At 69.3% G+C, this 21,749-nt stretch carries 20 protein-coding genes; 15 read left to right on the forward strand and 5 right to left on the reverse strand.

Annotated elements, in window-relative coordinates; all coding sequences use genetic code 11:
• Positions 1 to 17 precede the first annotated feature (17 nt).
• The 5 genes from AB0K82_RS31665 to AB0K82_RS31685 are packed head-to-tail and all read left to right on the forward strand — an operon-like array spanning position 18 to position 4,293.
• Positions 18 to 338, forward strand: a complete 321-nt coding sequence (locus AB0K82_RS31665; RefSeq protein WP_364404107.1) for a hypothetical protein — start codon at positions 18 to 20, stop codon at positions 336 to 338.
• A gap of 31 nt (positions 339 to 369) precedes the next feature.
• Positions 370 to 2,262: a TraM recognition domain-containing protein gene (locus AB0K82_RS31670; protein ID WP_364404108.1), complete on the forward strand. Its 1,893-nt coding sequence runs from the start codon at positions 370 to 372 to the stop codon at positions 2,260 to 2,262.
• Positions 2,259 to 2,882 carry a hypothetical protein gene (locus AB0K82_RS31675; RefSeq protein ID WP_364404109.1) on the forward strand — a complete coding sequence of 208 codons (624 nt, stop codon included), beginning with the start codon at positions 2,259 to 2,261 and terminating at the stop codon, positions 2,880 to 2,882. The genes AB0K82_RS31670 and AB0K82_RS31675 overlap by 4 nt, the downstream gene beginning before the upstream one ends.
• An 18-nt stretch (positions 2,883 to 2,900) precedes the next feature.
• Positions 2,901 to 3,587: a TIGR00266 family protein gene (locus tag AB0K82_RS31680; protein ID WP_364404110.1), complete on the forward strand. Its 687-nt coding sequence runs from the start codon at positions 2,901 to 2,903 to the stop codon at positions 3,585 to 3,587.
• Positions 3,580 to 4,293 carry an NERD domain-containing protein gene (locus AB0K82_RS31685; protein ID WP_364404111.1) on the forward strand — a complete coding sequence of 238 codons (714 nt, stop codon included), beginning with the start codon at positions 3,580 to 3,582 and terminating at the stop codon, positions 4,291 to 4,293. The genes AB0K82_RS31680 and AB0K82_RS31685 overlap by 8 nt, the downstream gene beginning before the upstream one ends.
• Before the next feature lie 126 nt (positions 4,294 to 4,419).
• On the opposite strand, the gene AB0K82_RS31690 is transcribed toward AB0K82_RS31685, so the two are convergent.
• Complete coding sequence (locus tag AB0K82_RS31690) at positions 4,420 to 4,905, reverse strand: hypothetical protein (protein ID WP_364404113.1); 486 nt, start codon at positions 4,903 to 4,905, stop codon at positions 4,420 to 4,422.
• 209 nt (positions 4,906 to 5,114) lie between these two features.
• Here AB0K82_RS31690 and AB0K82_RS31695 point away from each other — a divergent pair, with 209 nt between their 5' ends.
• Positions 5,115 to 5,246, forward strand: coding sequence for a hypothetical protein (locus tag AB0K82_RS31695; protein ID WP_364404114.1), 132 nt, complete (start codon positions 5,115 to 5,117; stop codon positions 5,244 to 5,246).
• 441 nt (positions 5,247 to 5,687) lie between these two features.
• Positions 5,688 to 6,785 carry a hypothetical protein gene (locus AB0K82_RS31700; RefSeq protein ID WP_364404116.1) on the forward strand — a complete coding sequence of 366 codons (1,098 nt, stop codon included), beginning with the start codon at positions 5,688 to 5,690 and terminating at the stop codon, positions 6,783 to 6,785.
• Positions 6,786 to 6,894: 109 nt separating this feature from the next.
• On the opposite strand, the gene AB0K82_RS31705 is transcribed toward AB0K82_RS31700, so the two are convergent.
• Together AB0K82_RS31705 and AB0K82_RS31710 are read right to left on the reverse strand one after the other, a co-directional pair.
• Entirely contained in the window at positions 6,895 to 7,977 is a 1,083-nt protein-coding gene (locus AB0K82_RS31705; RefSeq protein ID WP_364404118.1) for a trypsin-like peptidase domain-containing protein, read from the reverse strand.
• A gap of 64 nt (positions 7,978 to 8,041) precedes the next feature.
• The gene (locus AB0K82_RS31710) at positions 8,042 to 9,142 is read right to left on the reverse strand and encodes a peptidase (protein WP_364404120.1); all 1,101 of its coding nucleotides are present in this window, start codon (positions 9,140 to 9,142) and stop codon (positions 8,042 to 8,044) included.
• 313 nt (positions 9,143 to 9,455) lie between these two features.
• Between AB0K82_RS31710 and dxr the strand changes: the two genes are divergently transcribed.
• The 8 genes from dxr to AB0K82_RS31750 all read left to right on the forward strand — a co-directional run bounded on the left by dxr (position 9,456) and on the right by AB0K82_RS31750 (position 20,580).
• The gene (dxr, locus tag AB0K82_RS31715) at positions 9,456 to 10,700 is read left to right on the forward strand and encodes a 1-deoxy-D-xylulose-5-phosphate reductoisomerase (protein WP_364404122.1); all 1,245 of its coding nucleotides are present in this window, start codon (positions 9,456 to 9,458) and stop codon (positions 10,698 to 10,700) included.
• On the forward strand, positions 10,697 to 11,878 hold the full coding sequence (locus AB0K82_RS31720) for a site-2 protease family protein (RefSeq protein WP_364404124.1): 1,182 nt from the start codon (positions 10,697 to 10,699) through the stop codon (positions 11,876 to 11,878). Before dxr ends, AB0K82_RS31720 begins: the two co-directional genes overlap by 4 nt.
• A gap of 112 nt (positions 11,879 to 11,990) precedes the next feature.
• On the forward strand, positions 11,991 to 13,148 hold the full coding sequence (gene ispG / locus AB0K82_RS31725; RefSeq protein WP_345361495.1) for a flavodoxin-dependent (E)-4-hydroxy-3-methylbut-2-enyl-diphosphate synthase: 1,158 nt from the start codon (positions 11,991 to 11,993) through the stop codon (positions 13,146 to 13,148).
• Positions 13,149 to 13,383: 235 nt separating this feature from the next.
• Complete coding sequence (locus tag AB0K82_RS31730; protein ID WP_364404126.1) at positions 13,384 to 15,033, forward strand: alpha/beta hydrolase; 1,650 nt, start codon at positions 13,384 to 13,386, stop codon at positions 15,031 to 15,033.
• 194 nt (positions 15,034 to 15,227) lie between these two features.
• Entirely contained in the window at positions 15,228 to 16,781 is a 1,554-nt protein-coding gene (locus AB0K82_RS31735) for an alpha/beta hydrolase (RefSeq protein WP_364404128.1), read from the forward strand.
• A 478-nt stretch (positions 16,782 to 17,259) separates the two neighbouring features.
• Positions 17,260 to 18,822, forward strand: coding sequence for a trypsin-like serine protease (locus AB0K82_RS31740; protein ID WP_364404130.1), 1,563 nt, complete (start codon positions 17,260 to 17,262; stop codon positions 18,820 to 18,822).
• Positions 18,823 to 18,829: 7 nt separating this feature from the next.
• Complete coding sequence (locus AB0K82_RS31745) at positions 18,830 to 19,516, forward strand: hypothetical protein (RefSeq protein WP_364404132.1); 687 nt, start codon at positions 18,830 to 18,832, stop codon at positions 19,514 to 19,516.
• Between the two features lie 221 nt (positions 19,517 to 19,737).
• Positions 19,738 to 20,580, forward strand: a complete 843-nt coding sequence (locus tag AB0K82_RS31750; protein ID WP_364404161.1) for a GNAT family N-acetyltransferase — start codon at positions 19,738 to 19,740, stop codon at positions 20,578 to 20,580.
• A 230-nt stretch (positions 20,581 to 20,810) separates the two neighbouring features.
• Here the strand turns inward: AB0K82_RS31750 and AB0K82_RS31755 are convergent, their stop codons facing one another.
• Together AB0K82_RS31755 and AB0K82_RS31760 are read right to left on the reverse strand one after the other, a co-directional pair.
• A complete protein-coding gene (locus AB0K82_RS31755; RefSeq protein WP_364404133.1) occupies positions 20,811 to 21,068 on the reverse strand; it encodes a hypothetical protein in 258 nt (85 codons plus the stop codon).
• Between the two features lie 94 nt (positions 21,069 to 21,162).
• Positions 21,163 to 21,741: an HAD domain-containing protein gene (locus AB0K82_RS31760; RefSeq protein WP_364404135.1), complete on the reverse strand. Its 579-nt coding sequence runs from the start codon at positions 21,739 to 21,741 to the stop codon at positions 21,163 to 21,165.
• Between the last annotated feature and the right edge of the window lie 8 nt (positions 21,742 to 21,749).

Genomic DNA, 21,749 nt, shown 5'->3' on the forward strand with positions numbered 1-21,749 from the left:
CAATCCAGAGGAAACACATGAAGATCAAGGAACTGCACGGTGTGCTCGCCGCCGGTACCGGCGAAGACGGTGCCAAAAACTTCCTGGATAACTCCGCGATCGGCACCGTCGTCATCACGATCTGCGGCGTCGCCGGCGTCATCATTCTGATCGTCTGCATCTTCAGGATGGTCAAGAGCGTCACGAACGGGCGGCCGGGCGAAGGCTTCAAGATCTTCTTCTGGGGCCTCGTCGTCGGCGGGTTGCTCTTCCGGCTGGACGTCACCATCGCCGCGGTGAGCTGGATGAGCAGCCTGCTGGAGAAGGTGTTCCAGAGCACCAAGCAGGTCACCGGCTGAGCGCGGTATCCGCGCGGAAGGAGGTGCGGGCTTGTCTTACGGCATGGACCGGGGGATGAGGCCGGGCGAACCCGGGGACAGCACGGGCTACCTCATCGCCGGCATCGGGCTCGTCGGTCTCGCCGTCGCCATCCTGGCACTGGTCCCGGCCGTGTGCGGTGCGGTGATCTTCTTTCTGCTGCGCCGCTGGCTCGCCCGCCGCGACTGGATCATCCTGGCTGCCGGCGGGCTGGTCGGGTTCGCCTGGTACCTGAAGGACAACGCCCTCAGCTACGGAAACTGGCTGCTCAGCTTCATCAACGTCGGGACGGCCACCCCTTCGCAGGTGCCGGTCACCGTGGTCCTCTGCCTGGCGGTGCTGATCGCCGGCGCCGGCGGCACCATCCTCGGTTCGCCGATCGCCGCCGGCGTGGGCGGCGCCCTCCTCGCGCCGCCATCCACGAGGGTCTCCGGCCGGGGATTCCTGTTCCGCAGGAGGCTGGTCCAGGACTCGATCACGCCGCGGAAGGGCCGCCGGGACTCGCTGAAACGGCGGGTCTCCCAGCGGCTGACCCCGAGGGACATCCCCGCCGTGCGCGGTCCGTTCGCGAACGAGAAGACGCGGAGGACGCCGCTGAAGGAGAAGTCGATTCCGATCGGCCTCGGGTCGAGCGGTCGGCTGGTGCGGCTGAGCACCCGCGAGATGGGCATGCACGGCTGCGTCGTCGGATCCACCGGTAGTGGAAAGACGATCACCCTGATGTGGATCATCGGTGCGGCGCTCGACATGGGCTTCGACGTCACCGTCATCGACATGAAGGAGGACACCGAGCCGGGCGGCCTGCGCGACTTCCTGCGCGCGTACTCCGCGATGCACCGGGTGCCGCTCCAGGAGATCGCGCTGGGCGATCACGACCCGAAGTACTGGTTCAACGTCCTCGCCGACATGAGCGCCGACGAGGCGTTCGACACCATCATGTCGCTGGTCGAGTTCGACGACGCGTACTGGAAGGCGCTGAACCGGAAGGTCCTGCAGCAGGTCGTCCAACTGTGCCACCAGGCCGCCGAGGTGGCGCCGGACCGCTTCCACCCGCCGACCATGCTCGAGCTCGGCAAGATCATGGAGATGGGCACCTCCATGAAGAACGCCGTCAAGGAGCGGGTCATCGCGATCGACGCCGTGGAGGGGATGGGCTACTGCCGGAACCGGTACACCAACGTCCTGTCGCCGAGCCCGGACGAGGCCAAGTCGGCGGCCAGCTTCGGAACGAAACTGACCGGCCTGTACGACTCCACCGCGGGACGGCGCATCCTCATTCCGGGCAACGACCGGAAGATGATCGACGTCCGGCTGGAGGGGCTCACGTACGTCGGGCTGAACTCGCTCGGCCAGCCGGACATGGCCAAGATCCTCTCCTCGTCCTCGTTGCAGCGCCTGTCCGTCTACGCGGCACAGCGCATCCAGGGCCGCGCGCCCAAGGACCGGCCACGGCTGATCGTGGTCGACGAGGCGAACTTCATCGACCGGGACATCGCGATGAACATGCTGTCGCGAGTCCGGTCGGCGCTGTTCAACATGATCCTGTGCACCCAAGGACCGACGGACTGGATCGACGCCGACGGTGACGACTGGTCGCGGCTGACGCAGAACATCAACTGGCTGATCGCCATGGCGCAGTCGTCGCCCGAGTCCGCGGAGAAGTGCGCCGAGTTCCTCGGCATGCGGGACAACGGGCAGGTCTCCCAGCGGGTCGAGAACGGCAGGGCCGTCGAGATGGGCACCGTCGCGGTCAAGGAAGAGTTCATCGTCACCGCCAAGGAGCTGCGCGACCTGGGCACCGGCGAGGCCTATCTGCGCGTCAACAAGCCGGACAGCAGAGTCGCGTACGTGGCCATGCCCATGCGGTCCCAGGAACTCCAGTGGTACGAGGCGCAGCGGGCATGAGGGCGCGACTGCGAGCGGTCGCGACCGAAACCGCGATCATCGTGCTCCTCGGGGTGGCGCTGGCCGCGGTGTCCCTGGGGCTGCTCCGCTTCGAGTACGGCGGGCGCGTCCACTTCGGAACCGTGGACCTGCTGGTCGTCGCGGCGGCCGGGATCGCCGCGGCCATGGCCGTCCGCGCGACCGTGCGGCTCCACCGCCGCTGGAAGAGGACGGTGGGCCGGTTCACCGCCGCCGCCGTCCTCTGCGCCGTCGCCGCCGTCGTGGGGGCGCTCGTCGTACTGATCCCCAGCGCGTGCCCCGGCGAACTCGGCACGAGTCGATGCAGCGCCCGGCAGGCGGCCAACTGGGGAGAGGCGGCCGGCCTCGCGATGTTGCTGAACTTCCTCATCGCGGGCCTCGTGCTGGCCCTCGTACGCGGCACTCGTGACCTGGCGCGCGACGGGACGTCGCAGAGCCTCACCTGGATCAGGGCACTGCGGGACCGCTTCGGCAAACGGTCGGCGCGCGGCGCGAAGGCGTCGGGCGGCCGGTCCCGCGACCCGCAGCAGCCCAAGGGCCGTCCGACACCCCGCCGCGCCGACGCCGAACGGACCCGCCGGGCGCGAGCGCGCGGCGCCTGATCGAGCCGGGAGAACCTCATGCACATCGATGTCACGTGCGGACCCGCCTACGCCGCTGCGGTCTGCCGGCTCGGCGCGGGTGAATCGGTCTTCGTCGAACGATCCTCCATGGCCGCGCTCTCCGGCAACGTGTCGGTGACGGCGACGTTCGGGGGCGGCGGCCTCGCCAGGGGGCTGACCCGCAAGCTGCTCACCGAGCAGACCCTGGTCGTCGCCAAGTACACCGCGAGCCGCCGCGGGGGAGGCTGGGTACGAGCCGTGCCCCCGTTCCCGGGCGACATCGCCGTGCTCGACGTCGGTCAGACGGGCCCGCTCAAGGCGCAGACCGGCTCGGTCCTCGCCTACGCCCCCACCGTGGACGTCACGACCCGTTCGTCCGGGACGACCCCGCTGCTCATGCACGAAGGGCTGACCGCGGTCGGCCTCTCCGGCACCGGCCAGGTCGCCCTCGCCACGTACGGCGGCATCGAGCACATCGAGGTGCCGCGCGGGGAGCACCTGATCGTCGACTCCGGGCATCTGGTGGCGTGGTCCGCGGGAATGAAGATGAAGAGCGGGCCGCTGGGCGGACCGCTCAAGGCCGTGCTCACCGGTGAGCTGTGGGTCGGCGAGTTCCACGGCCCCGGCCACGTGCTGATCCAGAGCCGGGCGGCGGCCACTCTGCGCGGCTGGTTGTTCCCCGAGGGGAACAACGCCCATGTATGAGGTCGGAGACGCCGGCGGTTACGTCAGCCGGCAGAAGTGGAAGCGGCGCGGAGAGGGCACCCTGTACGGGGCCGCGGCGGTGGTGCTGGCCCTCGTCGCGGTCGGCTCTCTCATCGGGGCCGTGTACACCGGCGTCGCTCCGCTGCGGGCGCTGGCGGTCGTCGTGGCGGTGGCCGCGACCGGCGGCTGCTGGTACACGTGGACCCGTTCCCGGCGGATGCTGCGGCAGGCGGGCAAGGCCGCGATCGGCGCCCGCTCCGAGCGGGAGGTGCGAACGGTGATCCGCCGTACCGGCTCGATCGCGGCGGGATACTCCATCAAGCTCGCGGACCGGGGCGGCGACTGCGACGCGGTGGTGTTCACCTCGACCGGCGGCGCCGCGGCCGTCGAGGTGAAGACCGGGCACGGTGAGGTCTTCGTCGAGGGCGACACCATGCGGGTGGGCCGGCGCGTGCTGCCGAAGAACCCGACCGGGCAGGCCGCCTTCCAGGCTCGGCGGCTGTCCCGCGCGCTCGGCCGCAAGCCCGTGCTGGCGGTCGTCTGCGTCCCGGGGATGATGAACCGGCCCTTCGCGACCCCGAAGGGAGTGTGGGTCTGCTCCGCCGACGACCTGAAGACGGTCCTGGACCGCGCCCCTCGCGTCTTCGACTCGCCCGCCGAGGCGCAGCAGACGATGAAACGCCTCTGGCACGAGAACAACCCCTGACGGACCGCTGTAAAGGCCGTATAGAGAAAGGTGTCCCGGCGGGGCGACGACTTCGCAGTCGGTCCGCCGCCGGGACACCCGGAATGTTCACCCCTCCCCGCTCAGGCCAGAGGGAAGGGCCGTGGCTCAGCGCGCCTGCGGCAGCAGCACCTCACCGTGGAACGGGTGCGGAGCGAACTGCCGACCCCACTCACCCGCGACCGCGGGCGTGATGACGTTCACGAGCGTGTCCCACTCCTCGCCGGTCTCGGGCTCGTTGGAGCCGAGCGCGAGGGTGAGCGTCGCCGTGACCGTCAGTTCGAGGTCGTCGAGATACTTCCGCCCGTGCAGCTCGACGGAGTTCCGGCCGTTGTGCACCTCGATCTCGTCCTCGGGGATCTCGTCCTCGGGCAGCTGCTCCTCGCCGTCGTACCGCAGGGACGTGAGCCGTACCGTCCCGAGCGTCATGTTGATCAGACGCTCGATCAGCATCAGCTCGGCCGGCTCCCGCTCGGTCGTCGGCTGAGATCCCTCGAAGCGGGCGGTCAACGTGACCGTCACCTCGATGTTCTCCACCCTCTGCAGCCCGGTGAGCCACACGGTGGCCGTCCAGGGCGTCTTCTCCTGGGACATGATCATCTCCGGTCTTTCGTCTTTCCGCGCGCTCGGCGCGGGGCCGCTCCTTTGTGAAGAGGCCGACTCGTACTGTCCGGGGACGACCGGCTCCGGCATACGACGAACAAAGACGATCTCGGGCCCTTGCGTCGGAGACCGAACCGCGCGCGGTACTTCCCATAGGTGCCGAACGTGGGCACGAACAACGCAAAGGAAGGAAACCGGCTATGGCGAACGGTAAGGGCGGCTCCCAGGACAAGGGTGGCTCCCAGGGCAACAGCGGTTCCCAGGGCAACGGCGACCACGGCGGGATGCCCGCCCTGACCCGGCCCCCGCGCACGCCGGGGCAGCAGCACTGACACCGGCGACGGGTCAGGCTCCCTGACCCAGCCCCCAAGCACATCGAGCGGCCCCCTCCCCCAGGGGGCCGCTTCTCTTTTTCGGCGGCCTGACGCCGCGGCCGGGGGTGGAGGCCGGGGTGATGCCGTAACGCCGGGCGAGGGGGTCCGGGCGCGCTGTGACATTGCACTAAGATCACGCCTCTTCCCTCCGGGTCCTCTGATCATTAAGATCGCAACACAACTGAAAAAAAGAGACTGGAAACACTTCCGGCTCTTTGTCATGCAACGACGAGGTGACAGGGAGCCGGGCGTCGCCTGAGCTCCTTGCGCCGTGACACCGGAGAAACATCAATGTCACGAGACAAGGCCGCTCGGAGCGGCAAAAACAACTGGCGAGACCCGCTCGTCGGCGTAGCCGCGGCCCTGTTATCTCTGCTGTTGGCAGGGGTCGCAGGACCCATGCTCGCGAGCCTGGGAGGCTGGGGCGTGATCCCCTTTGGGATTGCGTCGCTCCTTTCCGGAGCCATGTTCTTCCTCTGGGCTGCCCTGACCGGCAAGCTGCGTGGGAAGGGCGCCGGCTTCTGGCGGCTCAGCGTCGGGCTCGGTGCGGCGAACGCCGTCGGCAACGGGGCGTTCGCCTTCGTCATCGCGTCTAAGAGCGTTCCGGTCGGAATGCTCACCTCGATCGCGCTCTGCGGGGCCTTCACGGTCCAACTCGCCAAAGGGCGGAAGGCCGGAGCGAAAAGGATCGTTCCGATCCTCCTGACCGGCGGCGGGCTCGTCATGTTCCTGGTCACCGGTTGGGGGCACGTCGAGCCCGTGGGTCTCCTCATCGCCTTCGCGGCGGCAGCCGCGCAGGGACTCTCGGTCTTCCTCTTCCAGAGGGCGGCCGTCGGGAAGCAAGGGCCGGAGAGCCAAGCGATCACTCAGCCCGTTGCCGGGGCGCTGCTCTTGGCTGGCGCCTGCATCGCCTCCGTCATCACGGGGCACGGCTTCGGTGGCGGGCGATGGATGGACGGGGGACTGCTCCTTCGGATCGGTTTCCTGAGCGTTGTGTGGGCTCTCATTCCCACGCTCCTGAACGTCGCGGCCGCGACCATGTTGGAGAAGAAGTCCGAGTCCGCCTATCCGGCGCTCCAACTGTTGTCGGCGCCGATCAGCATGCCCGTGCAGATCTGGGTGATGCGCCAGGCCATGGCGGTCTGGTCGATCATCGCAAACCTGATGATCTTCATCGGAGGCCTGCTGGCGGTCATGCGGAGCACGTCTCCGACCCAGGCCGCCGAAGCAGTGCCGTCTGCGGCAGAGGCCAAGGCGACCGCGCCCGTCTCCGAAGGAGGGGAGGGGCTCACAAAGCTCGACCCCGACGGAGGGGACGAGTTCAAGAAGCAGTTCGGAGACCAGGTCGAGGCCCGGTTCGGCGTATCTACCGCGGCCGCGGTGTGGGCCGCACTCGACAGGTGGAAGCGGCGCTCGCGCGGCGGGAAGGAGGCGGCCTCCGTCTACGAGGCCACTCAGAAAACCGGGACGGGCGACGACGAGAACACGCACCCCTGACAGGGTGCCCGAAGCGTCCCTGACGGGGGACGCACGAAGCGCCCCTGACGGGGGGCGCTGAACAGAACGGCGGGGAGACGTCCCCGCCGTTCATGCTGTCGGGCCACGGTCACGCGTGCTGTGCCTGCTCGTAGATTCGGCGGACGGCGGCACCGAAATAGGGCCCGTACATCGTGGCCGGGTCATCGGAGTACTTGAAGCTGTTGACCGAGGTGACCACGCCCGTGCCCGTCGTGGCGTTGAAACGGGCCAGCCACGGCCCTCCGCTGGCACCCTCGGACATGTCACAGCGCAGCCCCTGGTCCTGGGTCAGCCGGTGCGTGTCCGGACGAGGCACGCCGCTGCAGTAGGCCAGCCGCTCGCCGTCGTAGTGGCCGCCCGTCGGGTAGCCGAAGCCGTACACGAGAGAGCCCCGCGGCTGGTCGAACGCGAGGTTCTGGGCGCCGACCACGTCGGCGACGTGGCGCCCGCCGGCCGTCGCCAGCGCCACCATCGCCACGTCATGGTTCTCGTCGTGCCTCGCCGACCAGGCGCTCGGCACGAACATGTGCCGAGCGGTGAACGCGCCGTACGGCCGGCTGCCCTGGTCGTACCCGGGCACGTAGATCCAGTTGCGGGCCCAGACACCGGCGGCGTCCTGCACACAGTGGCCGGCCGTCACGACGACGTCGCGGTTGGCGCCGTTGACCGTGCCGGCCGAGCACACGAAGTCGGCTCCGTTGATGGTGAAGAAGACCTTCCCCGTGGTGGCGCGCACCGCGCCGGGCGAGGCCCAGGCCGTCCCGGGGCTGCTCTGGCCGGCGTGCCGGTCCGCGGTGCCGGCGGCGGGGGCCCCGGCCGCGACCGGCGGGGTCTCTGGTCGCGTCATGGCCATGGCGGTCGACCGGGAGTCAGCCCCGGCCGCGTCCGGTGGGGTCTCTGGTCGCGTCGCGGCCATGGCGGTCGACCGGGAGCCGGCGGGCGAACGCGGCCCGGCGGCCGCCGGCTCCCGTCGCACCCGCTCGGGCGGGGTGAGCGCGCGCCGCATCCGCTGGACGGTCCAGTACCGCAGGGTCGCCGACCGACTGATCGCGATCACGTGGTCGGTCACCCCGGCCACGCCCGGTCCGGGCTGGGAGACCCCGGCGCCGAGCGTGCCGAAGAGGGCACCGACGAAGGACACGGCGTAGGTGATGCGGGCGGCCTTGGACATGGGTCGAAAGTCTGCATGACCATGCGTGGTCACATGATGACTTCCGGTAAAGCCATGCCCTCGATCAGGCGTTCTGTGCTTTGTCGTAGAGGGCTTTGACGGCGGCGCCGAAGTACGGACCGAACATGTCCTTCGGCGCGGCGTCGTACTTGAAGGAGTTGACCGAGTTCTGCGTGCCGGTGCCGGTCCGGGCGTCGAAGCCGAGGAACCAGGGGCCGCCGCTGGACCCGGCGGTCATGTCGCAGGTCAGCCCGACGTCGTGGGTCTTCTGGTCGTCCTTGGCGGTGCCGCTGCAGTAGACCAGCCTCGACCCGTCGTACGGGGCCTCGGCGGGATAGCCGAATGCGTACATCGGCCGGTGGCGCGGCTGGTTGAACGCGATGCCCTGACCGCCGACGACGCTCGTCAGCGTCCGGCCGTCCTGCGGAGCCACCATCGCGGCGCCCACGTCGTAGTCGAGGTCCTCGCGGGTTTCCCACTGCGGGGTGGTGAGCGTCCGCGTCGCCGTCCACTTGCCGTACGGCGCCTGGCCGTCGTGGTAGGCGGGGACGAACACCCAGTCCGTGTGCCAGGCGCCGTCGAGCCGCACGCAGTGCCCCGCGGTGATCACCGTGCTCTGGTTCGCGCCGGCCACCGCGTCTCCGGAGCAGGACGCCGGCCGCCCAGCGTACGTGAAGAAGACCCTCCCGGTGGTCCGGGCGACCTTGCCGCCGGAGGTCCAGGCCGCGCCGGTGGACGGCGCCGACGCCGCGGTCTCGGCGGGGCGGCCGCCCGGGACGGGCCGACCCGCGGGCTCCCCGACGACGAGACCGTCGAGTGGGAGGGCCCGGCGCATGCGGGCGGGGGTCCACCACCGCATGAGCCGCTCCCGGTCCGTACGGGACTCCGCCATCAGGTGGACGGCCGGCGTCAGGCCGCCGGTGTCCGGGCCCGGAGGCGACAGGCGCGGACGGCCGACGGGCTCGCCGGGGCGGGCACGGCCGTGGGACGGTCCGGGGAGCCCGAGGCCGGGCGCCGCCTGCGGGGAGGCGACGTCGGACGGGCCCGGGCTCCCCGCTCGATCGGCGGGGCGTGCCGCATCGGCCTGCGACGCGGACAGCGGGGGAACGGACAGGAGCGCGCCGGTGAGCACGGACACGGCCGCGAGGCGGGGGGACTTCGTCATGACCCTGGTGCCCTTCTGCGGCCGTCAGGGGGAGGCGGCCGCGATCGTGAGACGGTCGCGGGAACCCTAGCGCGAAGCGTGTTCAATTGACTACGCACAGGAATCGCGACATTGCAGGGCTCATCCCGATTTGCGGGTGGGCCCGCGAGGCCGGTCGGGGTCGGTCGGGGTCGGTTGGTCGGGGGCTCGAGTCGGTCGGGGTCGGTTGGTCGGTCAGGGGCGGTTGGTCGGGGGGCTCGAGTTGGTCGGGGGCTCGAGTCGGTCGGGGCGGACTCGAGCCGGTCCGACGCGGGGGACGGGGGAGAATGGGGGCGTGACGCCCGACCAAAGCCCGTCCGCAGCCGCCCGCCGAGACGTCGTGATCCTCGGCTCGACCGGATCGATCGGCACCCAGGCCATCGACGTGATCCGCCGCAACCCCGACCGCTTCCGGGTGGTCGGACTGGCCGCCGGTGGCGGCCGGGTCGATCTGCTCGCCCGTCAGGTCCTCGACCTGCGACCCGACGTGGTCGCCGTCGCCCGGGGGTCGGTGGCCGAGGATCTCCAGCTCGCCCTCTACGCCGAGGCGCAGAAACGCGGGTACTCCGCGGGGGAGTACCGCCTGCCCAAGCTCCTCGCCGGGCCGGGCATGATCGCCGAGGTCGCCGCGTGGCCGTGCGACGTCGTGCTCAACGGCGTGGAGGGCGCGGCCGGCCTGCGGCCGACCCTCGCGGCGCTCGACGCCGGGCGCACCCTCGCGCTGGCGAACAAGGAGTCGCTCATCATCGGCGGCCCGCTCGTCAAGCGCCGGGCCAAGCCGGGCCAGATCGTGCCGGTCGACTCCGAGCACTCCGCGCTGGCCCAGTGCCTGCGCGGCGGCACCCGCGGCGAGCTGCGCCGCCTCGTCGTGACCGCGAGCGGCGGCCCGTTCCGGGGACGGACGCGCGCCGAGCTGGCCGACGTGACACCCGAGCAGGCCCTCGCCCATCCGACCTGGGCGATGGGGCCGCTGGTCACCGTCAACTCCGCGACGCTCGTCAACAAGGGCCTGGAGGTCATCGAGGCCCATCTGCTGTTCGACGTGCCGTTCGACCGGATCGAGGTGGTGGTCCACCCCCAGTCGATCGTGCACTCGATGGTGGAGTTCGTCGACGGGGCGACGCTCGCCAAGGCGAGCCCACCGGACATGCGCCTGGCGATCGCCCTCGGCCTCGCGTGGCCCGACCGGTTGCCCGACGTGGCGCCCGCCCTCGACTGGACCCGGGCGCAGACCTGGGAGTTCTTTCCCCTCGACGACGAGGCGTTCCCCGCCGTGCGCCTGGCGCGGGAGGTCGGCTCGGCCGGCGGCACCGCCCCGGCCGTCTACAACGGCGCGAACGAGGAGTGCGTCGCCGCATTCCTCGCCGGAAGGCTGGCCTTTCCGGCGATTGTCGACACGGTCGCGCGGGTAGTGTCCGAGCACATGACCGCTCCGGGTCCCCTGAACAGGGAGGATCCCGGCGGCGGGCTCACCGTGGACGACGTGCTCGCCGCCGATCGGTGGGCGCGGACGCGAGCACGGGAGCTGACGTCTGGTTGACCTATCTGCTCGGAGCGCTGGCCTTCGTCCTCGCGCTGCTCATCTCCGTGGTGCTGCACGAGGCGGGTCACTTCCTGACGGCCAAGCGCTTCGGCATGAAGGCCACGCAGTTCTTCGTCGGCTTCGGATCGACCCTGTGGTCGCGCCGCCGGGGCGAGACCGAGTACGGGGTCAAGGCCATCCCGCTCGGCGGCTTCGTGAAGATCGTCGGCTACACCCCGCTGGAGGAGATCGACCCGGCCGACGAGGCGCGGGCGTTCTATCGCCGGCCGGCGTTGCAGCGGGTGATCGTGATCGTGGCCGGCGTCGTGATCAACATCATCCTGGCGTTCGTGCTCCTGGTCGTCCTCGCGGCGGCGGTGGGAATCCCGGACACCGGGAACGCCACCACCGCCGTCCGCCGGGTCTCGCCCTGCGTTCCGGTCAGCGGCGCGGTCTGCACGGACCGCGACCCGGTGTCACCCGCCTCGGTGGCGGGCCTGCGGCCGCGCGACCGGGTCGTGTCCTTCGCCGGGACGCCGGTCCGCGACTGGAACGGCCTGTCCCGCCTCATCCAGCGGGCCCGGCCGGGGGAGAGCGTGCCGGTCGTGGTCGAGCGGCACGGCGCCCGGCGTACGGTGACGGCCCGGATCGGGCGGCTGGCCGGCCACGGCTACCTCGGGGTCGAGCCGGTGCCGCGCATCCGGACGATGGACCCGGTCGCGGCGGTGCGGTTCGCGGGCCGGCTCACGGGCCAGATGACGGTCGCGATCGGCGGGATCGTGGTGGACGTGCCGAAGGCGATCCCGAAGCTGTTCTCCCGCGAGCGGGCCAGCACGCCGGGCGGCCAGGCCGGCAGCATCGTGGGCGGGGCCGAGACCTCGGGGCAGGTGTTCTCCTCCAGCGACAGCTGGCGCGCGAAGCTCGGCATGTTCCTGCTGCTGGTCTCCTCGCTGAACCTCTTCGTCGGGCTGCTGAACCTCTTCCCGCTCCTGCCGTTGGACGGCGGTCACCTGGCGGTGGTCTGCTACGAACGGATCAAGGTATGGATCTTCCGGATGCGCGGCCGGCCCGATCCGGGGCCCGTCGACCTCACCAAGCTGATGCCGGTGACGTACGCCTTCGTCGTCCTGTTGGTGGGCTTGGGCGTTCTGCTGATACTCGCCGACCTGATAAATCCACTCAAACTCCCCCAGTAAGCCCTCGCGTGTGCAGCATCCCCCCGGGTTGCCTAGGCTTGGGACCAATGCCGAGCACCCACTGGAAGGAGGGCGCGGCGCACCGGAGCGTCAGCTCCACGCCGCGTTGCCGATGACCGTCGATCTTGGAATTCCGCAGGCCAAACCGAGGCCGCTCGCCCCGCGTCGCAAGTCGCGGCAGATCATGGTGGGCAACGTGCCGGTCGGCGGCGACGCGCCGGTGTCGGTCCAGTCGATGACCACCACCTTGACCTCCGACGTCAACGCGACGCTGCAGCAGATCGCGGAGCTGACCGCCTCGGGCTGCCAGATCGTCCGCGTGGCGGTGCCGTCTCAGGATGACGCCGACGCGCTGCCCGCGATCGCCCGTAAGTCTCAGATCCCGGTCATCGCCGACATCCATTTCCAGCCCAAGTACGTCTTCGCGGCGATCGACGCGGGCTGCGCGGCGGTGCGGGTGAACCCGGGCAACATCAAGAAGTTCGACGACAAGGTCGGTGAGATCGCCCGGGCCGCCAAGGACGCGGGCGTTCCCATCCGCATCGGCGTGAACGCCGGCTCGCTGGACAAGCGCCTGCTGGAGAAGTACGGCAAGGCGACCGCCGAGGCGCTCGTCGAGTCGGCGCTGTGGGAGTGCTCCCTGTTCGAGGAGCACGACTTCCGGGACATCAAGATCTCGGTCAAGCACAACGACCCGGTCGTGATGATCAACGCCTACCGTCAGCTGGCGGCCCGCTGCGACTACCCGCTGCACCTCGGCGTCACCGAGGCGGGTCCGGCGTTCCAGGGCACGATCAAGTCGGCGGTGGCGTTCGGCGCGCTGCTGGCCGAGGGCATCGGGGACACGATCCGGGTCTCGCTGTCGGCTCCGCCGGTCGAGGAGGTCAAGGTCGGCATCCAGATCCTGGAGTCGCTGAACCTCCGCGAGCGTGGCCTGGAGATCGTCTCCTGTCCCTCCTGCGGCCGCGCCCAGGTCGACGTCTACACCCTGGCCGACGAGGTCACCGCCGCGTTGAAGGATTTCCCGGTCCCGCTGCGGGTGGCGGTCATGGGCTGCGTCGTGAACGGCCCGGGCGAGGCGCGCGAGGCCGACCTCGGCGTGGCGTCCGGCAACGGCAAGGGGCAGATCTTCGTGAAGGGCGAGGTCATCAAGACGGTGCCCGAGTCGCAGATCGTCGAGACCCTCATCGAGGAGGCCGTCCGGATCGCCGAGGAGATGGGCGTCGACGTCACCGGCGACGGCCCCGGCGCCGACGTCACCGTGTCCTGACAGCTTTACACGCGCCTTTTACGGCCCTTCCGGAATCACTCCGGAAGGGCCGTCTTCTTTTCGGATGCGCCGATGAGTTGCCTTGTCCGCCGCCAATACGGACGTTTCGGTATTTGTCACGATTCTGCATCCCTGATCCCTGACTCTTGATCGTCACACCTGTCACACGCGCACAATGCCCCGGCATCCACCGAATTGCGGGGCTCAGTGGGGAGCCGCGCGGAGGAGGGGACCAGTGAAGAAGCTCGTAGTGGTCACGGCCGCGATCGGCCTGACCCTTACCGGCGTCGGCCCGGCGGTGGCCGCCGGCGGCTCCGGGACACCGACGCCCGCCCCGGCCGGAGAGTCCGCCCAGGCCGTGGCCGCCGGGATCGCCTGGACGCCGTGCCCGGACAACGATCCGATCGAGGGCAAGAAGCTGCAGGGCCTGGAGTGCGGCACCCTGCGGGTCCCGCTCGACTACGCCCATCCGCGCGGCCGTCAGATCACGCTGGCGCTGACCCGCGCCAAGGCGACCGACACCCGGCACTACCAGGGCGTCGTCCTGCTGAACCGGGGCGGTCCCGGCGGGCACGGGCGCGACCTGCCCACCCGGTTCGCCAAGGGGACGTACGGCCTGCCGACGTCGGTCGGCGCGACGTACGACTGGATCGGCTTCGACCCGCGCGCCGTCGGCGCGAGCTCCATCGACGGCACCGGCAAGGGCATCATCTGCGACCCGTCCTTCCAGGCGCCCGGCAAGGCCCGGCCCGACTACACGCCGGGATCCAAGGCCGAGGAGCTGGCCTGGCGGGCGAAGGCGAAGAAGTACGCCCAGGACTGCGGTCGGCGGTACGGCTCCGCGCTGAAGTACCAGACCTCCGCCAACTGGGCGCGCGACATGGACTCGATCCGCGAGGCGCTCGGCCAGCACAAGATCAGCTACTACGGCTACTCCTACGGGACCTACCTCGGGTCGGTCTACGCGTCGCTGTTCCCGACGCACGTGCGCCGCATGGTCCTGGACAGCGTCGTACGGCCCAGCGGGGTCTGGTACGACGTCAACCTCGACCAGGACGTGGCGTTCCAGAAGCGCTTCGAGATCTTCCTGACCTGGATCGCCAAGTACGACGCGGTCTACCACCTCGGCGCCACGCACGCCGCGGTGAAGGCGAACTACTACAAGATCCGCGCGGCGCTCGCCAAGAACCCGATCAACGGGCAGCTCGGCCCCGACGAACTGGACGACACCGTCCAGGCCGACGCCTACCGCGACTACACCTGGCTCGACCACGCCCAGGCGCTGTCGGACTACTTCGTCAAGCACGACCCGCAGCCGCTGCTCGACCAGTGGGGCGGCTTCCCCACCGACGACTTCCTCACCCAGAACAACTACGCGGTGTACGAGGCGGTGCAGTGCGTGGACCGGCAGTGGCCGACGAACTGGAAGAAGTGGGACCACGACAACTGGCAGCTCTACCGGCAGGGCAACACGTTCCTGACCTGGGGCAACGCCTGGTACAACGCACCGTGCGCGTACTGGCCGGTGCCGGGCGGCACGCCGGTGAGGATCCAGGGCAAGAAGGGCCTGCCGCCGATCCTCATCGTCCAGGCCACGAACGACGCGGCCACGCCGTACGCCGGCGCGGTCGAGGTGCACAAGCGCTTCCCGAACTCCCGCCTGCTGGTGGAGAACGGCGGCATCAACCACGGCGTGGCGCTGACCCCGAACGGCGACACGTGCGCGAACACCCTCGTCTCGGCCTACCTGGGCTGGGGCGCGCTGCCGCCGAACAAGCCCGGCGTGGACGCCCGCTGCCAGGCCCCGGCGCTGCCGGTGCCGGGCGCGACCGCCGCCAAGGCGACTTCGGCGAACGCCGACGCGGCGGCGATCGGCGAACACTGATCACTGAGTAGAGTCTCGAGAGCCCCCGGCCGCGTCGGCCGGGGGCTCTCTCGCAGTTCGCGGCGGCGCTCGAATCCTGGCCGGTCCTGGCCGGTCTTCGCCGTGCCCCCTCCGGCCGCGTCCCGGAATCACCACCATCGTGCGTACGCACGACGGGGAGTCCTGCCCTGGACTCCCCGTGTGAAAGGGGTTACGTGAACAAGCTCGCCATCACGACGGCCGTCGCCGGAGCCGGGTTGGTCACGCTGAGTCTCGCGCCGCTCACGGCACAGGCGCGTCCCGCCGAACCCACCACGGGACTCGCCTGGTCACCGTGCACCGAGGAGAACCTCGGCGGACTCGAGTGCGCCACCCTCAGAGTGCCGCTCGACCACGCCGATCCGCGCGGGGCGCAGATCACCCTGGCGCTGTCCCGCGCCCGGCACACCGGGACGACGGGCTACCAGGGGGCGCTGCTGGTCAACCCGGGCGGGCCCGGCGGCACGGGCCGCGACTTCGCGCTGCGCGTCGCGAACCACCTCCCCGCCGACCTGCGGGCCGCCTACGACGTCGTCGGGTTCGACCCGCGCGGCGTCGGCGGCAGCAGTCCCGCGCTCAGGTGCGATCCGGGCCACTTCAAGCCCGTGCGCCCCGACTACGTGCCGCGGACGCCGGCGCTGGAATCCGCCTGGCTGAGCCGATCGGCGGCCTACGCCCAGGCGTGCGGGCGGAAGTACGGCCCGCTGCTGTCACACCTGACGACCGTCGACGCCGTCAAGGACATGGAGGCCATCCGCGCGGCCCTGGGCGAGCAGCGGATCAACTACTACGGCGCGTCGTACGGCACCTACCTCGGCGCGGTGTACGCCACGCTGTTCCCGGCGCGGGTCCGGCGCATGGTCCTGGACAGCAGCGTCCGGCCGAGCGGCGTCTGGTACACCGACAACCTCGACCAGGACCGGGCGTTCGAGGGCAACATCAACGCCCTGTTCGCCTGGATCGCCAAGTACGACGAGGCCTACCACCTGGGCACGACCGCGCAGGCCGTCCGGAACTCCTTCTTCGCGGCCCGCCAGAAGGTCGCGGCCGTTCCGGCGGGCGGTGTCGTGGGCGCCGACGAACTCGACGACACGTACCTGATCGCCGGATACATCGACCTCGGGGCGTACTGGCCGTATCTGGCGAACGCCCTCGCCTGGTACCAGGCCGGTGACGCCGCGTCGCTGGTCGAGGCGTACAACCGGTTCGGCGCCACCACCGACGACAACGGGTACGCCGTGTACAACGCCGTGCAGTGCAGCGACGTGCGGTGGCCGCGGGACTGGACGCGGTGGCGCCGGGACAACGGGCGGCTGTACGCCGCGGGCTTCCGCTTCGAGACGTGGGCCAACGCCTGGTACAACGCGCCGTGCGCGTTCTGGCCGGCCGCGGCCGGACGACCGGTCGACGTCGGCCGGACGCGCGACCTGCCTCCCGTGCTGCTCTTCCAGGCGACGAACGACGCCGCGACGCCGTACGCCGGCGGGGTAGAGATGAACCGGCGGCTCGCGGGATCGCGTCTGGTGATCGAGGACGGCGGGCGTACGCACGGGATCGTGCAGCGCGGCAACGCCTGCGTCGACGAGAAGTTCACGGCCTTCCTCGCGACCGGCGCCCTGCCGCCGAACCGGTCGCACTGCGCGCGCCTGCCCGAGCCGGTCCCGCCGTCCACGGCCGCCGTCCGTCCGCTGACCGCGGCCGTGTTCCCGCCGGTGCTCCGCCGTCCGTAGCGGGTGAGCGCGAATGGCCCTGGGCCGTTACGGCAGGGTCAGCCGGAGCGGGACGCCCGGCCCGGCGTCCCGCTCATGCGGCGGTTTTCACTTGGCACTTGTTATCCGAGTGCTGCGGCCAAGGCCGATTGCCGACGTCAAGTCCGAGAGCAATCGCTGCGGCGAATCGAGTTCGAATCGGCGTCGGTGACCGCAACCGGTCACATGGAATCACCAAGAAGATTGCGTTCGCATTCTCCCACCGAGAGCTGGCACAACAGCGTCCGGAGCGCTACGCCAGAAGGTGTCGCTACCGTCGGTAACTGGAGTCATCGGAGATCGGTCTTGTCGGACCCAAAGCGGCGTGTAATGATCAGCGCTCTGCCACCCATGCCGGTTCACTGAATCGGATATGTGGCAATTCTCCTTCGGCTCCAGCTGAAAGTAGGAAGCCTTCGTGCTACCGCACCTTCGTGCACCCTCTCGAACGCTCGGGCTGGTGCTCTCTGCGTTCATTGCTGCGGCACTTTCCCTAGGCGTGACTCCTGGAGCGCACGCCGCTGATGGGTCGGTGGATATCGAGCGGGTGTCCGGTACGGCGGACATCGTCCAGCAGACGACGAGCGATTCGAAGAACATCGCCATCGCCTCGACGAACGACGCCAACTGGCAGACGACCACCACGGTGAGCATCCCGAACTCCCCTGCCGATGGAGTAGCGGTTTCCATTCCTGGTGCCGATCCGGTGGGGCTCGGTCTTCCAGCGGACTCGTCCGCTCCAGTCAAGAGCCGAGCCGGCACGGTGGTCTACGCCAACGATCAGAATGGTTACTACACGGGGGTCCAGCCGACGATGGACGGCAGCGCCCGGCTGCTGTTCAATCTGGCCCGGCCTGGCGCGCCGAGCAGCTATCAGGTGCCCCTTCGTCTGTCGACCGGAGCGAGCCTTAAGCTCAACGATGACGGGAGTGTCGATATCCTCGCTCCGGAGAACACGGATGCGGCCTCCGGTTTCCTCGGGCATTTTGACGCGCCCACGGCGCAGGCGGCGGACGGCTGGGACGTACAGCCTCGGTACGAGGTCGCGGGAACCACTCTGACGCTGCGGCTCAACCTGACCCAGCAGAAGCCGTGCGGTCCACGGTGCGTTGGCCTACCGTTGCCCGCGAGTTCCTATCCCATCGTCGCGACGGTCGGCTACCACACCAGCCCAGGCGCCGGCTCGAAGGGGTCTGCGGCCGATGTCACCGAGATCAGCGACGCCGACTCTGACGCCGCCGCCGACTCTTTCACCGATGCGGAGCTGGACAGCGCCCAGCCGCTGGACGGCGAGGACCCCACCGGTGGGATCGGCCCCGAGAGCACGCAGCCTCAGGTCGCGACCGAGTCGGTCGCGTCAAATGGGGTGCCTTGGATCGGAAAGCTGTTCATCCGTACGCCGATCGGTACGAAGTACTGCACTGGTACGGTCGTCTCCGGCGACGTCGTGATGACTGCGGCTCACTGTCTGAGATGGCATGGGCTCAGCAGCAGCCTGGGAATGGCATTCGTCCCCAAATATACTCCAGGGCATCGCCCGTATGGTACGTGGGGCATGAAGCGATATGTCCTCGACGATCGCTGGGGGCGGTTGCACTACAACCCGAACTTCGACTTCGGGTTCATCGATATCAAGCCGCGGAACGGTAAGTATCTATCGCAGGTGACGGGGACGGTCGGGTATCTCGCCCTGTCTCGTTTCAACTACAACACCATCAGTGTGCAGACACTCGGGTATCCTGGGGGGTCCAAGCAGTATGCCCGGTGGTGCAACACGACCGAATCGCCGATCTACGTCAGGAAGAACAAAGGCTGGTTTCATCGCTTCTTCTGCTCGGGGTACAGCGACGGCGTGAGTGGAACTGGACTCATCTACAAATGGGCGGACAACGGTGCAGGGTCCACTGCGTACGCCGTCCTCGGCGGATATAAGGAAGGCGGCGAAGGAAGCACTAACTATGCCGCCGACCAGACCAACATGAAGTGGCTTTACGACCACATGACGAAAATGGGCTGGTGGTAAAGAAAGTATGATCGGGTTGCGTAGGTCCGACTCTCTTCTGGTCGGGAACTGGCGAGCCGCCTCTGGGGTTCTGGCCCTTGGCTCGCTCATTCCTGGCATCATCTTGTTCTGGTTCGTTCAGTACGTCACCGGACTCGGCGACCCGGACAACGTCTGGGGAGGCCGGACCTACGGCTCGGGCATAGTGTGGGCGGCGCTGGCGGCTTTCGCGGTCGTCGCGGCGGTGTGCGGGTACTTCCTGGTCGGTTCCTGGAGTGCTGCCCATTGGGCGATGGCTCGGGTTGGCGTCGGCCGGCGGGCGGCCTTGGCCCATGGCTGTCGGCACGCCGGCCGACCGTGGGTCGTCTGGATGCTGCTGATGACGGCGCTGACGCTCGCCATCACGCTGCGGACCACCTCGCACAGCCTTTGGGCGGATCTGCTACTGGACGTAGGGCCCGTCGGATTTTCGCTCTCTCTTATCCTGCCCGTCCAGGCCGGCGTGCACCGCCGAGGGATGCTCATGGCGGCGGGACTGACGCTGTTCTGCCTCGCCTTCCTGGCAGCGGCGGGGGCGGCTCTCATCGCCGTACTAGGGCATCCGGCACCGGGGTCCGTGCTCTCCTTGGCGGTTCGCCCGCTCCTCAGCGGTGCTTTGGCCATTCCACCGGCGCTCGCCTGCCTAGCGCTCGGTTCGCAGGCGACAGGGGGCTAGTCTCGACGCAGTTGGACAACACGAGACGCGGAGTCTCATACCGCCCTTGTTGGACGACCCGCCCATCGTTCGAGCGTCAGGCTGAGGTGGCGTGTCGCACGTGGTGCCGATCTTGCAGGGATCCTCCCGTACCCTTACAGGGTGAGCGGAGCGAACGTGTCGACACGCCGGTCCGCCCTCCAACGCGCCGGATCACCCGCCCGGGAGAGAACGTGAGTCCGATGCTGCGCACGTCTCCGGTGCGCCTCCTGGACGACCGCAACCGTGCGGCGGTCCTGGAGATCCTCGACGCAGACCCGGTGTCGAACGTCTTCGTCGGCTCACGGGTGTACGCCGCCGGCGTCGACCCGGCCCGCCTGGGCGCCGAGCTGTGGGGATTCCACCGCGGCGGGCGCCTGACCTCCCTGTGCTACTCCGGCGCGAACCTCGTCCCGGTCGCGGCCGACCGGGAGGCCGCGCGGTCCTTCGCCGATCGGGCGCGTTCACAGGGACGCCGCTGCTCGTCGATCGTCGGCCCGGTGCCGGCGGTGACCGAGATCTGGAACGCCCTGCGCCCCTTCTGGGGACCGCCCCGGGCCATCCGCGCCGCCCAGCCTGTCATGTCGACGGTGTCGCCGCCGCCCGTCGAACCCGATCCGGCCGTCCGCCGTGTCACCATGAACGACTTCGACGTCCTCTACCCGGCGTGCGTGGCGATGTTCACCGAGGAGGTCGGCGTCTCGCCGCAGGCGGGCGACGGGGGAGTGCTGTACCGCGCCCGCGTGGCCGAGCTCATCCGCTCCCGGCGGGCCTTCGCCCGCATCGAGGACGGTCGCGTGGTGTTCAAGGCCGAGATCGGCGCCGTCACCCCGTACGCCTGCCAGGTCCAGGGCGTGTGGGTCGACCCGGAGCTGCGCGGGCGCCGCTACGCCGTGCACGGCATGGCCGCCGTCGTCACCGAGGCGCTGCGCAGCATCGCCCCCGCGGTGACGCTGTACGTCAACGACTTCAACACCCCGGCACGCGCCACCTACCGCCGCGTCGGCTTCCGCGACGTCGACACCTTCATGTCCGTCATGTTCTGATTCGCCACCACACTCACCGGGCTGCGGTTCAACTGTATGTTCGAATCAACGTGTACCGAGGGTCATGGCGTGGTAACTTCACGTGCATGCGGCCCGATGACGCTGCGAGATATTTTGAATACGCTTACGGTATGGCTGAGCCGGAGGTCCAGCGCTACATGGTGGAGCTTGTGTCGGGAGACCGATGGCCCGTCTATAGCCCCTTGGCTAAGGAACACTTCGGCCGAGGCCTAGAGGAAGGCCGGGAACAGGGCCGCGCGGAAGGCCATGAAAGAGGGCGGGTGGAACAAGGGGTTCGCGCCGTTCTTGCGGTCCTGGCCGTTCGGGGTGTTGAAACTCCGGAGGGCACTCGCGCTCGTATCCGCGCACACACGAATGTTCAGGAACTCGAGGCCTTGCTCGAGCGATCCGTAGCCGTGCGAACTATCGACGAACTGTTCGACTGAGTGGCACTTTCGGTGATGAGCGTGCTCGTCGCTGCCGATCACCGCTGCAGTGCGCAGCCGGGCCCTCTCCCCTCAGCGAACTCGACCGTCGCGGATGAGAGACGCTGCTCAGCAGCTCACGATGGTCGGGTGGACGTCATGTCTCGTTAGGCGCGGTATGGGTGGCGAGCACGGTCTTGCTTGTGTGCAGCAATCGGGCTGCCCACGTCAGTGCTCTCAACAGGTGCTCTGGCAAAAGTCCGGCGAACGGATCCGGCTGTATGAGCAGGGTTGGGGATCCAGCCTCAGTGCGGTGAAGGGCCCAATCGTGATCGGCGGCGGTGAAGTCGTCGTCGATCCAGACGGCAGGGGCATCTGCCAGCCAGGCATCGACGTGATCGCGTTTCCAGAGATAGCCGTTGGGGTGGCTGGTGGTGATCTGCGGGCGGGGCAGTTCCAGGTACGGGAAGGGCGGCAGGCCCAGCAGAGGGCCGATCAGGCCGGCCGCATCTTGCCGCCAACTGGTGCACCAGACAGGGGTGACCAGCCGTGCATCGATGACGTCGTTGATCATCCGGCCGTGGTGTGGGTTGAGCCAGATGGGTACGGGCTTCTCGGGCTTTCGGTTCGTGGGGACGACGTCGTGGCGTACATGGCTCGATGGCGTACTGCCGTTTCGAGCGGGGAAAGGGATCAGGACGCCGTCGATATCGAGGAGGAGATGGATCGGGTTCACGGGCGCCT

Origin of the sequence: Actinoallomurus sp. NPDC052274 (genome assembly GCF_040679475.1) — a bacterium.
Classification (GTDB): domain Bacteria; phylum Actinomycetota; class Actinomycetes; order Streptosporangiales; family Streptosporangiaceae; genus Actinoallomurus; species Actinoallomurus liliacearum.

Coding starts and splice junctions, on each gene's coding strand:
- AB0K82_RS31665 (WP_364404107.1), top strand. CDS start 18: ATGAAGATCAAGGAACTGCACGGTGTGCTCGCCGCCGGTACCGGCGAA.
- AB0K82_RS31675 (WP_364404109.1), top strand. CDS start 2,259: ATGAGGGCGCGACTGCGAGCGGTCGCGACCGAAACCGCGATCATCGTG.
- AB0K82_RS31680 (WP_364404110.1), top strand. CDS start 2,901: ATGCACATCGATGTCACGTGCGGACCCGCCTACGCCGCTGCGGTCTGC.
- AB0K82_RS31685 (WP_364404111.1), top strand. CDS start 3,580: ATGTATGAGGTCGGAGACGCCGGCGGTTACGTCAGCCGGCAGAAGTGG.
- AB0K82_RS31690 (WP_364404113.1), bottom strand. CDS start 4,905: ATGTCCCAGGAGAAGACGCCCTGGACGGCCACCGTGTGGCTCACCGGG.
- AB0K82_RS31695 (WP_364404114.1), top strand. CDS start 5,115: ATGGCGAACGGTAAGGGCGGCTCCCAGGACAAGGGTGGCTCCCAGGGC.
- AB0K82_RS31700 (WP_364404116.1), top strand. CDS start 5,688: ATGCTCGCGAGCCTGGGAGGCTGGGGCGTGATCCCCTTTGGGATTGCG.
- AB0K82_RS31705 (WP_364404118.1), bottom strand. CDS start 7,977: ATGTCCAAGGCCGCCCGCATCACCTACGCCGTGTCCTTCGTCGGTGCC.
- AB0K82_RS31710 (WP_364404120.1), bottom strand. CDS start 9,142: ATGACGAAGTCCCCCCGCCTCGCGGCCGTGTCCGTGCTCACCGGCGCG.
- ispG (WP_345361495.1), top strand. CDS start 11,991: ATGACCGTCGATCTTGGAATTCCGCAGGCCAAACCGAGGCCGCTCGCC.
- AB0K82_RS31745 (WP_364404132.1), top strand. CDS start 18,830: ATGATCGGGTTGCGTAGGTCCGACTCTCTTCTGGTCGGGAACTGGCGA.
- AB0K82_RS31750 (WP_364404161.1), top strand. CDS start 19,738: ATGCTGCGCACGTCTCCGGTGCGCCTCCTGGACGACCGCAACCGTGCG.